Consider the following 14,019-nt stretch of genomic DNA (forward strand, 5'->3'; position numbering starts at 1 on the left):
CGATGGCGCCAGTTGCTGAAGCAGTTGCTGAGCAGGACCTGGTGGCAGTGGCGAACGCGTACGTCAGCCACTGCGGTGCGTTTCCCCTGCCGTCCGTCATCGAGAGCATTCGCGAGCAGGCCGCTCAGCTACTGGGGTACGGCTGGCCGCTTGCGCACGTCGTCAAGCTGGCCGCCGAGCTGCCGAAGTGGGGCAAGGACCTCCTGGTCCACGCGGAGCACAACCCGCCGCCTGCCACGGCCGCGGCACCGCATGGTCCGTCCCGGGCCGACTTGATCGCGGCGTGCACCGTCTGCGACGAGTACGGCCAGTACGAGCGGCCGGACGGCCGTATCGCGATCTGCAAGCACCCCCAGGTCAAGCTGACCGCCGTGCCGGCGGCCTGACCCGCATACAAGCGCGGGCCGCCCCGATTGCCCCGGAGCGGCCCGCAGCCTCCCAACCGAGATCAGGAGACCCAACATGCCCATGATCCCAGATGCCCGGATGACGGACGACCGCGAGGCGGTTCCTGCCGGTGGCGACTTCGGCCGTGTCCCGCCGAATGACCGGGACGCTGAACAAGCCGGGCTGGGTGGCATGCTCATGGCGAAGTCCGCCATCGGCGAGGCCGTCGAGATCATCAAGAACGGGGCCGACTTCTACTACCCCGCCCATGAGACGATCTTCAACACGATCGTCGACATGTACGTCGCCGGACAGCCGGCCGACCCCATCACCGTGGCCGCCGAGCTCAAGAAGCGCGGCGACCTCGCCCGCGTGGGCGGCGCTGCCTACCTGCACCACCTGGTGCAGCAGTGCCCCAGCTGGGCCGACGTCCCGTACTACGCGGAGATCATCCACGAGAAGGCCGTCCTCCGTCGCCTGGCCGAGGCTGGAACGCGCATCGCCGCCTCCGCCTACGCCGCCGAGGGCGACGCGACCGACTTGGTGGACGCCGCCGGGGCCGAGATCACCGGGATCGCCGGGGATCGCACCGACGACGAAAGCGCCGACATCGGCGACGACGACGACGCGTTCATGGACGAGTTGGAAGCCTTCCAAAAGCACGGCCGGGCCGACGGCGTTCCGACCGGCTTCACCGACCTGGACAACCTGACGGGCGGCCTGCACGGCGGCCAGATGATCATCGTCGCGGCCCGTCCGGCCATCGGTAAATCGACGCTGGCCATCGACTTCGTACGCGCGGCCGCCATCAAAAACGGGAAGCACGTGCTGTTCTTCTCACTGGAAATGTCCCGAACGGAGATCAAGCAGCGTATCTACTCCGCCCAGGCCAAGGTCGCCCTGCACCACCTGCGCACAAAGGGCGGCATGACCGACGACGACTGGGACCGCATCCGCGACAAGAGTCCGGAGATCAACGCCGCCCCGATCCACCTGGACACCGATCCGAACCGCACCGTCATGCAGATCAAGGCCAAGGCCCGGCGCCGCCAGCAGCGCCACGGCCTGGACCTCATCGTGATCGACTACCTCCAGCTGATCCAGTCCAGCGGCCGGCGGGCGGAGAACCGGCAGGTCGAGGTGTCCCAGATGTCACGCGACCTCAAGCTCCTCGCCAAGGAGCTCAACGTGCCTGTCGTCGTTCTTGCGCAGCTCAACCGTGGTCCCGAGCAGCGCACGGACAAGAAGCCGATGAAGTCGGATCTGCGGGAAAGCGGCGCACTGGAGCAGGACGCCGATATCGTGATCCTGCTTCATCGCGACGACGCCTACGAGAAGGAGTCCCCCCGTGCGGGGGAGGCCGACTTGATCGTGGACAAGCACCGCAACGGCCCGACGGCGACGGTGACAGTGGCCTTCCAGGGACATTACTCCCGATTTGTGGACATGGCACACGACTGAGAATGTCCCAAGAGTTGTGGGATCTCAGATTGCGCGGCACAATCTCACGATCTTGGCATCGAACGCGGCATCGAACTGAGACGCCGCAGGTCAGCGGCTTGCACCGCTCACCATTCGTGCAGCTTGCCGAGGATGTGCCACGTCTCGTGAGACTGAACCGTGTGCCATCGTCGTGAGACTGCGGGAAAACCGCTGGTCAGGAGTCCGGCGTATGCCACGAGCGGCGAGACCCTACAAGAGTCCCACTAGCCCTGCCCGTCACATGTGTATCTCCACCGCTGGCTGGTGGGCGAGGGCGCCCCGGGCCGGTAACGCCCCGGCCGTTCTGATCCCGGTCCACGCAGTGCCAGGATCCAGCAGACTGGGCACAGACAGCATGAGGAGGTTCCGATGAGTGCACAGCCGACGGAGGCGTACCCGACCCGTTCGCCGTACCGGATCGAGGACGATGAGGGGCCCCAGGACGTCGCTGGGCTGCGCGCGGCGCTCGCTGCCGTGTCCACCGCTGATCTCACCGCCTTCGATGCTCGGCTCGGCGCGATCCGCACCACTGACCCTGCGGGCCTCGATGAGGCGCGTGCCCTGTTCGCGGAGTACCGGGCGGTGTGGCTGTCCCTGGTCCACCCGGTGATCCGGGCTGCTGTTGCGGACTCGGCGGCTGGCACGTCGACGACGCACTCCTCCGAGGAGGTGTGGGCCGACTACGACATGGAGACGATGGAGCCGCGGGGGGCGCAGACGTGACCTACCGCGTCACCTACACCGACGAGGCTCGTCGCGGTATCGGCAGCCTGGCCCCCGACCAGCGGCGCGCGGTTATCGACGCCGAGCGGGACGTGCTCGCCAGCAGGCCGTACGAGGCGGGCATCGAGTTCGAGGGCCGTGGGCCGAACGCACTGCGGCGGCTGGTGCTCGACAAGGCAAGGGTCTCCATCGGCTACCGGGTGTTCCCGGATCGGGTCGAGGTGACGGTCGTCTGGTTGATTGGGCACCCTTGACCCACCCTGCTCAAAATCACCCTGGGGGTACGAAGAAGCCCCCGGCCCGCCGCACTTGCGGGGCCGGGGGCTTCTTCGTACCCCTGTACTCACCTCTTAAGAGGTGAGTACAGGGGGGTGCCGACGGGATTGCCAAAACGGCCGTTTTAGTTCGCAGCTGGGGAGTGCAGGCGACCCGGAGCCGTGTGTGGGGGTGTACGCGGAGCGTCGATCCGCTGTCCTGGAAGTGGAGGACGATGGGCGGCGAGAGGGGAGTGGAGTGGTCGGTGTAGGCGGCTGCGACGAGGCGTCGCCAGCCGTCGGCCTCGACGACGTAGCCGCGGTGGATGGCGCACGCTGCCCGCGGCCCGGCCGGCATGATCGCGTGCTCGGCTGTGGACGTGATGAAGCCCCCGGGCGCGTGGGGGTTTGGCGCGCTCGGGGGCTTCGTGCCGTCGGCGGCCGGGTGGGGAGGAGGCCGCCGACGGGGCTAGCTGGTGCGCGTGATGGGCAGGCGGGTATCGGGTGACAGGCGCAGGGTCGGGCCGCCGTCGCGGAAGACCAGGACGACGCGGGGCGCGAGCGGCGTGGAGTGGTCGGTGCGTACGGCGTGGACGCGGCGCCGGCGGCCGCCGCTCTCCACGACGTCGGCGGGCCGTTACTGGTCGAGCTGGTTGAGGATGTGTTCGGCGGTGCGGCCGAGGGCCTGCATGTGCGTGACGGCCGAGCGCAGGCCGCAGCCGGGTCCCTGGTACATGTCGCGGCGCGCCCGGTCGATGACGGTCTCCCAGAGGTACCACGGGCCTGAGTTCCGGCGGTGCTGGTTCCGGCGGGCCACGGCCGCCTCGACCAGGACCGCCAGGTGGCTGCGCAGGGCTCGGGTGATCTCAAGAGCCTCTTCCGCGCGGGGGAGGACGGGGCGTTCGACGAGGGCGCGGCGGACGGTTGCGCGGATCGTCTCCAGATCCACCGGCGGGTTCTCGCCGGCCATCATCGACGTGAGGCGTTGCTGGGAAGGGGGAGAGGTCTTGGACTTGGCCATACGGGGACGGTAGGAGCGGTATACCGGGGGTGACCCACGCAATGTGCGTGGGTCGTCGATCCGGCTTTCAGGAGCCGCCATGGACACGATCCAGTTCGGTCGCCGCGTCGCCTACTGGCGCACCCGCCGACGCCTCTCCCAGCATTCGTTCGCCGCGCTCATGGGCAAGTCCGTGCGGTGGGTACAGGATCTGGAGGGTGGCCACCGCCAGGCTGACCCGCAGCTGTCCATCGTGCAGCTCGCGGCCCTGCGCCTGGGCGTGAGCGTCGACCGTCTCCTGCACGATCCGGCCGTGCTGTGCCCGTCGGCCTCCGAAGTCGAAGCGGTGCGGGCCGCGCTGCACCGCCACGACGTCCTGACCGGCTGGAGCGGCACCTGCGCCGAGGCGGCCCCCGTGGCAGCGGTGCGCCGCGCCCTGGTCCACGCCCGCGACGGTTTCCAGGCCGGGCACTTCGCGCAGCTCGGCGCGCAGCTGCCCGCGCTGCTGGTGGACGCCACCCGCGCCGCCGGCCACTACGAGGGCGAGGAGCGCCGGCAGGCGTTCCGGCTGCTGTCGCTGACGCTGGAGCTGGTCGAGGCGGCCGCCGTGAAGTGGGGCGACAGCGAGTTGGCGGTCACCGCCGGGCAGCGCGCGGTCGCGGCCGCCGAGCGCAGCGAGGACCCCGTCATCATGGCGTCCGCCGCCCGCCACCTGGCCGACGCGCTCACCCATCACGGTCAGCCCCAGGCCGCCGTTGAGTTCGCGACCGCCGCCGCCGGCCGCCTCCAGGCAGACTTGCTCCAGTGCGGCGCGGACGGGCTGTCGGTGCTGGGCATGCTGTGGCTGAAGGCGAGCATGGCGCAGGCCGCCGCGGCCGAGGCCGACGACCGGCAGCCCGCCGCGCTCGCCCGCGCCGTGCCCGACCTCCTCGACCAGGCCGACGAACACGCCGCCCGCCTCGGCACCGACGACAACCGGCTGTGGACCGCGTTCGGGCCGACGAACGTGGCGCTGTACCGGGTGGCCGCGCACGTCCAGCTCCGCGAGGGCGAGCAGGCCCTGGCCGTCGCGGCCGACATCCCCGACGCAGCACTGGCCGGCCTGCCGCGCGAACGCCGCGCCCACCTGCTGACCGACCGGGCCCACGCCGAGACCCAGGCCGGACTGCGCGCGGAGGCGGTCGACACGCTCTTAGAAGCCGAGCGGCTCGCCCCCGAGGAGGTGGCGTGCCGGCCGCGCACCAAGGCCCTCGTCGAAGACCTGCGACTGCTCGGCACCGGCAACGCGGGCGCGGAGGGGCGGTTGCGCGCCCTGGCCGCCCGTTGTGGACTGCCCCGGTGACCACACGAACGCTGTACCTCATCGCCTGCGCCGCCCCGCCCGCCCGCCGCCTCAACATCCCCATCCGCGCTGCCCAGGAGCGCGGCTGGGACGTGTGCGCGATCCTGACGCCGTCCGCCTACCGGTGGGCGAGCGAGGACGCCGACGGCGAGATCGAGGCCCTGGAAGCCCTCACCGGCCACCCCGTCCGCTGGCAGTACAAGCTGCCCTCGCAGCCGGACGTGCTGCCCGAGCCCGACGCGATCCTCGTCGCCCCGCTCACCACCAACACCCTCCACAAATGGGCCGCTGGCATCTCCGACACCCTGGCCCTGGGCCTGATTACCGAGGCCATCGGCCTGGACCTGCCCATCGTCGCCCTGCCGCACTGGAACAGCGCGCAGTCCCAGCACCCGGCCGTCCCCCGCAGCGTGTCCACCCTGCGCGAGGCCGGTGTTCACCTGCTCCTGGGCGATGGCGGGTTCATCCACCACCCGCCCCGCAAGGGCGACCTCGACAGCTACCCGTGGCAGGCGGCCATCGACGCCCTCCTTGCCTGACCCAGGTGTAGCGCGCGGGTCCTGCATCTGGTGAGAGGTCCGCGCACGCCCATCAGCACTGTTCCGGTATCGACCAGAAGGTAATTGCGCAGTGGCCGCCTGCAAGACCTGCCAAGACGAAGGTGTCGTGCCCCACCCGGAGGACCCGAGCATGCTCAGGCTCTGCCCTGACTGCGTCGCTGATTGGAACGACTACTACCCGGACTGACGACCAACAGGCAGCTGGAGCAGGAGCGGTGAACATCGCCGGGTGAGCGCCGGCCGCCGCGGCCACGTCGTGTGGGCGGTCGACGCTCCACCGGCGGGTCAGCTCTCGTCCAGCAACTCGTCCAGCTCGTCGGCGTCCGCGACTCCGGCCACGGCCGCGTAGTGCATGTCGAGTTCGTCCGCCACGCTCTCTTCCAGCAGATCGTCGTGCTCCTCTTCGGTCATGGCCCGATCGTGCCGCATGTCCCCGGCCGGATCGTGGAGGCAGGGCCCTCCCGGTGCCCGGCTGAACGAGACGAGGTTCAGAAACACGTAGTGCGTGTTTCCGAATGTCCTGTCTCATTCGATCTTGCCGCCGAGCGACGCCCTGACCTGCGAAGAGACAAGGGCCGGTGGGACGCCGCACCCCCGCCGTCTCACTTGATGTTGTCACTCAGGCGCGCTTCCAAGGCTGGTTGCCGCCCGGGCGGCATCTCGTTGACCTGCACTGTCTCACCAGACCTTGTCCCTCACCTGCGAATCAGGCAACGCCCGGTGAGACAGCGGCAAGATCTCGTGAGACGGGACACCGAACCCGGAAGTGGCAGGTCAGTGCCACGGGATGCCAAGAGTCGGAGAACGGCGCCGTTCGCTGAACCGTCACGGTGACGGGAACCCGAACGGAACCATCGGGGCAGCAGATACGCCTGGGACAGAAACCAAGTCCACCGCGGTCACCTTGGCCCAGGGGCCCGGCTTGATGGCCAGGAAGACGGCCTAGAGGGACCGTCCGATCCCAGGGTATCGGGGGCCAGCATCGGGAGTTCGGAAACACGCACGTACTGACTCGTCACAGCGCGCCTTGTCCAGGTCGCCCACAGCCGTCGATCATTCGCAGATGAGACCCGAAGTTGAGGCATTCGTCGCTGCCGGCTCCCTTCCCGACTGGGAGGCTGGCGAGGAGGTGATCGACCGGCGAGTCAAACAGCTCGAAGCCATATCGGCGCCCGTCACACCCGACGAGGCGGAAGCCCTGGCGGCCTGTTTCGGTCCCGACGACTGCTACGGCGTTGCCTGGTCGCTGCTGCACCTGATCGAGACCAGCCCAGGCCCTACGCCGTCGGTCGCACCGCCCGGCACCGACGCCGACGAATGGCACCGCACGCTCTGGAACCGCTGGGGGAACCACGGACACACCGACGAGGACTTGACGCGTTAGAGCCCTGAGGTGTCTCCGTGGCCACCTCTGGCTGCCGACTGCGGACCGGCCCGGGCTGGGAAAGGCGGCCAGCAGCGGGGGGAGGGTGGGCGGTGGCACGGCGGCTCGCTGTCCGCCGGTCCGGTCATGGGCTGGCCGCCGTTCCCCCGCCGTCACGCATGCCGGTGCGTGAGGCGACCGCACCGCCCGGCTGTGGCTGAGGGGGAGCAGCTGCTGCCGCGATGTGGCCGGGACCGTCGTGGGCGCTCCGCTCGGCGCGCGCATCGTCGTGGCCGGGCGTCTGGCTGCGGCCCGGACCGGCCTGGCGCGGCGTCCGCCGGAGGGGCCTCCGGAGGCCGGTCGGCACGCCTGAGTTCCTTCAAAAAACGCCTCTAACCTGCGATTTTCTGGATGCCAGGGGTTGACTCACACCCAAAAACTTGAGAGTATTGTCTATGTCGGAAGGGGGCGGGAATCCCCGACCGGCACCGGGCTCCAGGGCCCCACGCCACCGAAAACCTCAACGAAAGGCCCCGTCATGGACACCACCTTCGGTCCCTTCACCGTCGACGGCACCACCGAACTCCGGCCGGTCTTCGACCCGGTCCTGCGCACCTTCTCCGTCCAGCTCTGGAGCGACGGCGAGCCCGCCGGGATCCACGGCCTGGTCGAGCCGTTCTTCTTCGCCGACGAGGCGGTCGAGGAGATCAACGACTACCTCCTCCAGCACGGCGTGCGCGCGCTGACCTTCGCCGAGTCGGTCCGTCTCTACGGCGCCCTTCTCGCCGCCAAGGACCCCGACGGCCCTGACTTCCAGCTCTTCCTCATGGAGTACCGGGCCAACCCGGTCCACTGACCGGTCAACCCCGCGAGCGGGCGGGGGCGGGAATCCCCGTCCGCTCGCGGGCCCAGCCACCGAACCAACCTCGACAAGGAGCACATTCATGAACACCGCCCCCCTGCCGTTCCGTATCGGAGAGCCGGACATCGAGTGCCGCTACCCGAACACCTCTACGGCCGCACCCATCTCCAGTCCCAATCCCGAGCCGGGCGATGTGATCGCGATCCTCTGCGGCGCCTGCGGACACGGGCGTCTGTGCGTCGACGTGCATGGTCTCGCCACCTGCCTGTGCGGACACCGCCTCCGGCTCGATGAGCTGGTCCTGGACGCCGACGAGGAGCTGTTTGTCGACCAGAACGGGACGGTCGGATACCTCGTGGTCGACGTCACGGACGAGGACTAGCACCACCCCACGGGCCCGCCCGATCCAGCCCGCCACGGCGAACTGGACTACGGCGACCGGCTCGATGGGAGCCCGGGCGAGCGGGGGCGGGAATCCCCGCCCGCCCGGGCCATACCGAACCACCTCAACACAGCGGAGGAATCACCCATGACCAGCACACCCCGACTCGACAGCCTCACGGCTGGCGGGACCCACGACCTCTTCGACCACATCCGGCTCGCCGACGGCCACGTCCTCACCCTCAAGACGCAGCCCGGCGCCGACACGGCGGACCAGGTCTTCCTGATGTCGGGCCTGACCGCCCCCGACACCGAGGCATGGGAGAACGAGGACCGGTGGGCGGAGTGGCTGACCGGTGGCGATCCCGACGACGGCGCGCTGTTCCTCGAGGTGCCGGTCGAGGCCGTCCGCGACCTGATCATCGAGCACGGCGGCGAGCACGAGGACCAGGAGGGCGAGCAGCCCACGCCAGGCGCCAGGAGTGAGGCCGGCGAGGAGACCGCGCCGGACCCGCTGACCCAGCTCGCCGACCTGCACGGCCGGTTCAAGGACGGTTACAGCGCCGACGACATCCGGACCATCTTCGGCCGCATCTTCGATGCGGGCGGCCCCTACCTGGTCTGCGTGTGGGACTACGCGGACGCCCACGGCTTCGGCGGCGCGTCCCAGTTCTACGCCGAGGACGAGGACGGCGACCTCTTCGAGGTCCAGCCGGACATCCACCGGTGGCTCAGCGGCCAGCAGGAGACGCCCGGCCCGGTCGACACCTGGGTATGCGCGCCCGCCGACGAGCCGGCCGAGTACGCGGTCGGCGACGACTTCCACAACTACGCCCGGGCCGACGGATGGACGACTGAGCGTTTCATCACCGGCTGGGGGGAGCGGGGTGGGAATTCCGCTCCCCCGTCGGCGGAGTTCGAAGCTGTACTGGTGAAGCCGGGCGCCGACCTTCGGCCGGACGGGGCGGCGGCACACGGCGGCGGCCGATGCGCCCGAGCCTGTGAGAACGGCGACGCGACGCAGAACACACTGTTCTGACGGCAGCCCGCAGGTCACGGTCGCCCGGCGCGAGACGTAGAGCGGCCCGGCGGGGCTAAAAAGTGGGAATCCCGCCGGGCCGTGATGATTCAGCCACCGAAGGCCCTCAACGTGGGCGCCTCAGCCAAAGTCATCGCCCAATATCGTAACCGCGACCGACACCACCACCTGGAGCACACCCATGAAGACCATCGACGGCCGTCAGTGGGCGACCCGCGAGGACCTGATCGAGCGCAGCGGCTATGGCGGGACCACGCTGAAGAGCCTGTGGCGCGACCGCCGGGCCAACGGCCACCCCGAGGCCCGCGAGATCGACGGCGTCATGCACTGGGACGTGGAGCTGTGGGACGCGTGGTTCGCGGAGCAGCGCAAGCGGCCCCGTGATCTGTCCGGCGTCGATCGCAGCGGCGATCCGGACGAGGAGCTCCCGCCGGCGGGGCAGGCCCGCGTGCTCGGCGTCGACCCCGCCCGCATCACCCAGTACGCCAAGAACCCTCCGCCGGAGTGGCCGGACCCGGTCCGCGTCGAGAAGCTGAAGACCCGCGACCGCGAATACCGCACCCGAGCCCAGCTCTGGGCATGGGTCGACGACCCCATGAGCGGGTTCGGCACCAAGGGCGGACGCCCATCTGGTCCCGACGTCAAGGCCCGCGCTCGCGCGGTGAAGGTACTCGACGCACGCGTCCGGCTGGCTGCCGAGGCGTTGGCCACGATGCCCGACATGGAGGCCGGGAAGGTGGCCGCCCTCCTGGCCGAGCGTCACGGCCAGTCCGTGAGTACGTGGAAGCAGATCGTCACCCAGGCCCGCAAGCAGGCCCGGCAGTAGGAGGCCCGGCAGGGCGATGGCCAGCGCGATCCCGACCCGGGCGCGCTGGCCATCGGCGTTTCCGGCCGCCGATCCACCCGAAACTGAACTCACCTCTTAAGAGGTGAGTTCAGGACCCGGTCGGCCGACGCGTGCCGGTCCAGGCGGCGGGGGCTCTGCCCCCACGCCCCCGGCCCTCACTCGGAGGGGGCAGGGGGAACGCGGTGAACTGCGGGCCGGTGAGTGGGAAAGGTAGGTGGGGTCGGGGGGCTCCCTCCTCGGCCGGGCCCCCGGAGGGGATCACAGCCCGCGCCGGGCCGCCAGGCCAAGCCGCCTACGGCGGTCGCGCAAGCGCGAGCCTGGCACCCCGACACGGCCCGCGATCGGCTACGCCTGCCCGACCGAGGAGGGAGCCCCCCGACCGGCCCGTCGTACGGCGTCCGCCGCAGGGGGCTTCCAGGGCGCTGCTCGACGCGCCGAAATTCTCTCAAAAGTGCGTCTGACCTGCGCTTTTGTGGGTCTCAAGGGTTGACTGACACCCAAAAACTTGAGAGTATTGCCTATGTCGGAAGGGGGCGGGAATCCCCGACCGGCACCGGGCCCCGGGCCCACACCGAGAACTCTCAACGATCAAGGACAGTCATGCTGAGCACCCCTGTGCGCGACGCCGCCCCCGACGCGGCGACAGACAAGGACGGCCGCCCGTACGCGAACGGCTTCCGGCCGGCGGTACTGGACTGGGACGGCTGGACCTGCGCCGACTGCATCGTCTGCGGCCTCGGCGCGCAGTGCGCCGACTGCCAGGCCTGCACCGACTTCGCCTACCCCTACCCGCCGCACTGGGCCCGGCCATGGGCCGAAGGCGACCCGGAGCGCGGCATCGAGTTGTTCGGCGGCCCGGGCGGCATGTCCGCCGGGCGGAGGCTAGTGGACGACAGCGGCGACTGGGTGCTGATCGAGTTCAACCGCGACGCCGCGGCCACCGCCCGGGCCGCTGGGCACTGGGTGGTCGAGGCGGACATCCGCACGCTCGACCCCCGCCACCCCGTCCTGCGGGGCGTGCGCCGCGTCCACGGCTCCCCGCCGTGCCAGACCCTTTCCGGCGCGGGCAAGCGCACCGGCTGGAACGCCGCCGAGATCTCCGAACTCCAGTCGGTCATGTGGCAGGCGAGCGAGGCCTTCGGCTTCCTGGAAGTGGACGACCTGTGCAGCCTCTACGGCGGCCCTCACGGCTACTTCGGCGACGTCATCGACGGCATGGAGGACCACCCCGACGCCGACGGCTGGGGCGAGCTCTGCGGCAGCGGCCACTTGCCCCCCTGCATGACCCCCGAGGACTTCCGGAAGTGGGCGGCGAGCGTCGTCTCCGACGACCGTACGGCGCTGATGGCCGAGATGCTGATCTGGCCGATGTGCCTGGTCCAGATCGGCGCCCCGCTGGTGTCCATCACCATGGAGCAGAGCGCGAACCTGCTCAAGCAGTCCCCGGCCCTGGCCGAGGCCATCCAGTCCGAGATCACCAGCGTGGAAGGCTTCGGCTGGGCCTGGTGCTCATGGCAGGTCGCCGACGCCGCCGACTACGGCGCGGCCACCCACCGCGTGCGCGCGTGGATGGTTGCCACCCGCTACGAGGAGCCCCGCTACGCGGACCACGTGGACGGCGACAAGGCGGCCCGCGCGATGTGGGCGCACGTCCTCAAGCGCACCGGCCGGCTGCCGGACTCCGCGCCGGAACTCGGCCGGCGGATCGAGCCCTATCAGGGCCGTCCCGCCCTGCCGAAGGTCTCCATCGCGACCGCGCTCAACCTCCCGGCCGACTGGTGGGCCGACACCCGCGGAAAGCGCGGCATCGACCCGGAGACGGGCAAGCCCAAGGGGGGCGGATCGTTCCCGCTCAACGACGTCGGCCCGTGTGTCACCGCCCCGTGGTACGGCATCAAAGTCCGTCCCGCGCACGTCCCCCAGGGCGAGGGCACCCGCACCATCACCGCCCCCGAACTCGGCGTCCTGGTCGGCTTCCGCCGGGACTACCCGTGGACCTACATCCCGGCCCGCAAGAACGCCCTCGGCAAGAGGAACATCGGGCAAATGATCGCCGACCCGGTGAGCCCCTTCATCGGCGCCGCCATCTCCGCCGCCGTCCAAGGCGAGGACTGGTACGAACCCACAGCCACCTACCAGGCAGGGGTCTACCGGCTGAACGCGCCGGATCCGGGATGGGCCGACTTCCCCGCCGACACCGACCGCACGCTCCTGCCCGCTCCGCGCACCGAGCACCGGGAAATGGCGCAGCTGGAGCTGTTCCCCGCAGCCTGACAAGCACCCACGACGAAGCCCCGGCGGGCCGCTGAAGATCCGGCCCGCGGGGCAGCGCGGCCGAGCCAGGGGTGGTCACAGCGGGGCGTGTCGAAGGTCACCGGGAAGCGCCGCCCACCATGACCAGAGAAGCCAGGTATAGCGCACGCTCACGCTGTGCTCCGGGAGCCGGAGCGATTCGCGGTGGCGGTACGCAGAGAGGACTCCGGAGCGATGGCGGGGCACCGGACAAGCGCCGAGGCGACCGCGCACACGGCACCCCGTTACCAGGGCCGGGTACTGTCGCGTGTTCCAGTTTCCTGGAACCCCCACCCCTGCGGGCCGCACCCGCGAGATGTCCCTGGCCCCCACCAGGCCCTGGGGCGCCGACCCTTTTCTCGCCCTCCCCGTCAAGGCTTTCCTTAGGCCGGGGGACGGAGTGTCAAGGTGGAGCGCCCGCACCGCAGGCGCGTCGTGAGGAACGAGCGACGCGGCGAGGAGCGGACGTACGACCTTGACGCGGAGGAGCCCGGCCGGACACGGGAACGGCCGGGGAGGGATGCGCGCACTACGGGAAGGGCCCCGCGAAGCGGGGCCCTTCTCTACGACGTCACGGTCAGCCGGAGATGCCTGCGATGGTCGCCGTGGTAGCCCCTCCGGCGCCTTCCAGCACGGGCACTCTTCGCGACGTTGCGCTGCTACTGCTGGACGGCAGCGGCCGTAGCCGGCGCGGCGGTCGCGGGCGAGTCTTGGCCGTTGTCTGACCGAGCTTCGGGGACCGAAACAGCAGCGGTTTCGGCAGCCTGTCCGCGCTTGCCCGTGCCGCGCCGAGCCTTGCCGGTTGTCGCGCGCGAGCGGCGCTTCGTGGGCTTACCGGGCTCCTCGTAGTCGAGTGCCGTCAGCTCGTCGGTGCTCCAGCCGGCCGCCGTCGAAGCGGCGTACGCGAGCGCGTAATTGTCTGCGGCCGCCTTGAGCTCGTTCCGTGCTGCTGCGAGTTCCCGGATCGGTGCGAGCCGCGCATCGAGGAGTGCGCGGGCCGCCGCTTCGGCGGCGGGGATACCAATGGCGTCAGTCATATCGGCAGACTAGCGATCAAGTACCACCGAGCGAACGCCTTATCCCCCGCGCGTGCAGTCGGCCGACGACCCGCCGTCGGTGGTGCTCACCAGGCCGCCTCACGATCCGCAGTTGACAGACGGCGATCACCACGCGGGAGCAAGATATTCGATCAGCCGGGCTGATCGATTTGTGCTGGCCCGGCGGGCGGCCAGCGGCGCACACTGCGTGTGGTCCCCCGATCTTCGGGGGTCGCTTCGCTGGGAGGGGAATTCGGTCGTGACGGTCGATGAGAACAACGACCAGGCCGTGCGGAAGGCACGACGCAGGAGCCCGGGCCGACAGCCGCGTGCGCAGGGCGGTCGGCGTCATCGGGCGGACGTGAAGATGTCCGACGAGGAGGCGATACAGATACAGGCGCGCGCCATCAGCCTCAACCTGAGCGTCCCGCGGTTGCTGGTGGAGAGCGC

Annotated in this window: 17 protein-coding genes; 13 read left to right on the forward strand and 4 right to left on the reverse strand. The window is 70.2% G+C overall.

Annotated features, from left to right (window positions below):
- The first annotated feature begins 41 nt into the window (after positions 1-41).
- From AB0K09_RS03610 to AB0K09_RS03625, 4 genes are all read left to right on the forward strand, one after another.
- Positions 42-386 carry a hypothetical protein gene (locus tag AB0K09_RS03610; RefSeq protein ID WP_366063609.1) on the forward strand — a complete coding sequence of 115 codons (345 nt, stop codon included), beginning with the start codon at positions 42-44 and terminating at the stop codon, positions 384-386.
- 61 nt (positions 387-447) lie between these two features.
- Entirely contained in the window at positions 448-1,848 is a 1,401-nt protein-coding gene (dnaB, locus tag AB0K09_RS03615) for a replicative DNA helicase (protein WP_366063608.1), read from the forward strand.
- Positions 1,849-2,238: 390 nt separating this feature from the next.
- The gene (locus AB0K09_RS03620) at positions 2,239-2,592 is read left to right on the forward strand and encodes a hypothetical protein (RefSeq protein WP_366063592.1); all 354 of its coding nucleotides are present in this window, start codon (positions 2,239-2,241) and stop codon (positions 2,590-2,592) included.
- Positions 2,589-2,846, forward strand: coding sequence for a hypothetical protein (locus AB0K09_RS03625; protein ID WP_366063593.1), 258 nt, complete (start codon positions 2,589-2,591; stop codon positions 2,844-2,846). The genes AB0K09_RS03620 and AB0K09_RS03625 overlap by 4 nt, the downstream gene beginning before the upstream one ends.
- A 469-nt stretch (positions 2,847-3,315) precedes the next feature.
- On the opposite strand, the gene AB0K09_RS03630 is transcribed toward AB0K09_RS03625, so the two are convergent.
- Together AB0K09_RS03630 and AB0K09_RS03635 are read right to left on the reverse strand one after the other, a co-directional pair.
- Positions 3,316-3,468 carry a hypothetical protein gene (locus AB0K09_RS03630; protein WP_366063594.1) on the reverse strand — a complete coding sequence of 51 codons (153 nt, stop codon included), beginning with the start codon at positions 3,466-3,468 and terminating at the stop codon, positions 3,316-3,318.
- Positions 3,469-3,483: 15 nt separating this feature from the next.
- The gene (locus AB0K09_RS03635; RefSeq protein ID WP_366063595.1) at positions 3,484-3,867 is read right to left on the reverse strand and encodes a DUF6415 family natural product biosynthesis protein; all 384 of its coding nucleotides are present in this window, start codon (positions 3,865-3,867) and stop codon (positions 3,484-3,486) included.
- 79 nt (positions 3,868-3,946) lie between these two features.
- On the opposite strand from AB0K09_RS03635, the gene AB0K09_RS03640 reads away from it, so the two are divergent.
- Both AB0K09_RS03640 and AB0K09_RS03645 read left to right on the forward strand, forming a co-directional pair.
- Positions 3,947-5,188 (forward strand): helix-turn-helix domain-containing protein, encoded by a 1,242-nt coding sequence (locus tag AB0K09_RS03640; RefSeq protein WP_366063596.1) that lies wholly within the window; start codon positions 3,947-3,949, stop codon positions 5,186-5,188.
- Positions 5,185-5,727 carry a flavoprotein gene (locus AB0K09_RS03645; protein ID WP_366063597.1) on the forward strand — a complete coding sequence of 181 codons (543 nt, stop codon included), beginning with the start codon at positions 5,185-5,187 and terminating at the stop codon, positions 5,725-5,727. The genes AB0K09_RS03640 and AB0K09_RS03645 overlap by 4 nt, the downstream gene beginning before the upstream one ends.
- A gap of 306 nt (positions 5,728-6,033) precedes the next feature.
- Here the strand turns inward: AB0K09_RS03645 and AB0K09_RS03650 are convergent, their stop codons facing one another.
- A complete protein-coding gene (locus tag AB0K09_RS03650) occupies positions 6,034-6,159 on the reverse strand; it encodes a hypothetical protein (protein ID WP_366063598.1) in 126 nt (41 codons plus the stop codon).
- Positions 6,160-6,811: 652 nt separating this feature from the next.
- Here AB0K09_RS03650 and AB0K09_RS03655 point away from each other — a divergent pair.
- The 6 genes from AB0K09_RS03655 to AB0K09_RS03680 all read left to right on the forward strand — a co-directional run bounded on the left by AB0K09_RS03655 (position 6,812) and on the right by AB0K09_RS03680 (position 12,514).
- Positions 6,812-7,132, forward strand: a complete 321-nt coding sequence (locus tag AB0K09_RS03655) for a hypothetical protein (protein ID WP_366063599.1) — start codon at positions 6,812-6,814, stop codon at positions 7,130-7,132.
- A 517-nt stretch (positions 7,133-7,649) separates the two neighbouring features.
- Positions 7,650-7,967 (forward strand): hypothetical protein, encoded by a 318-nt coding sequence (locus AB0K09_RS03660; RefSeq protein WP_366063600.1) that lies wholly within the window; start codon positions 7,650-7,652, stop codon positions 7,965-7,967.
- An 88-nt stretch (positions 7,968-8,055) separates the two neighbouring features.
- Positions 8,056-8,355 (forward strand): hypothetical protein, encoded by a 300-nt coding sequence (locus AB0K09_RS03665; protein ID WP_366063601.1) that lies wholly within the window; start codon positions 8,056-8,058, stop codon positions 8,353-8,355.
- Positions 8,356-8,502: 147 nt separating this feature from the next.
- On the forward strand, positions 8,503-9,393 hold the full coding sequence (locus AB0K09_RS03670) for a hypothetical protein (protein WP_366063602.1): 891 nt from the start codon (positions 8,503-8,505) through the stop codon (positions 9,391-9,393).
- 181 nt (positions 9,394-9,574) lie between these two features.
- Positions 9,575-10,219, forward strand: coding sequence for a hypothetical protein (locus AB0K09_RS03675; RefSeq protein ID WP_366063603.1), 645 nt, complete (start codon positions 9,575-9,577; stop codon positions 10,217-10,219).
- Between the two features lie 621 nt (positions 10,220-10,840).
- Entirely contained in the window at positions 10,841-12,514 is a 1,674-nt protein-coding gene (locus AB0K09_RS03680; RefSeq protein ID WP_366063604.1) for a DNA cytosine methyltransferase, read from the forward strand.
- A gap of 677 nt (positions 12,515-13,191) precedes the next feature.
- On the opposite strand, the gene AB0K09_RS03685 is transcribed toward AB0K09_RS03680, so the two are convergent.
- A complete protein-coding gene (locus AB0K09_RS03685; protein WP_366063605.1) occupies positions 13,192-13,569 on the reverse strand; it encodes a hypothetical protein in 378 nt (125 codons plus the stop codon).
- A 52-nt stretch (positions 13,570-13,621) separates the two neighbouring features.
- Here AB0K09_RS03685 and AB0K09_RS03690 point away from each other — a divergent pair.
- On the forward strand, positions 13,622-14,019 hold a 398-nt coding region (locus AB0K09_RS03690; protein WP_366063606.1), incomplete at its 3' end, for a hypothetical protein.

This window comes from Streptomyces sp. NPDC049577 (genome assembly GCF_040675635.1).
In the GTDB taxonomy this organism is placed as follows: domain Bacteria; phylum Actinomycetota; class Actinomycetes; order Streptomycetales; family Streptomycetaceae; genus Streptomyces.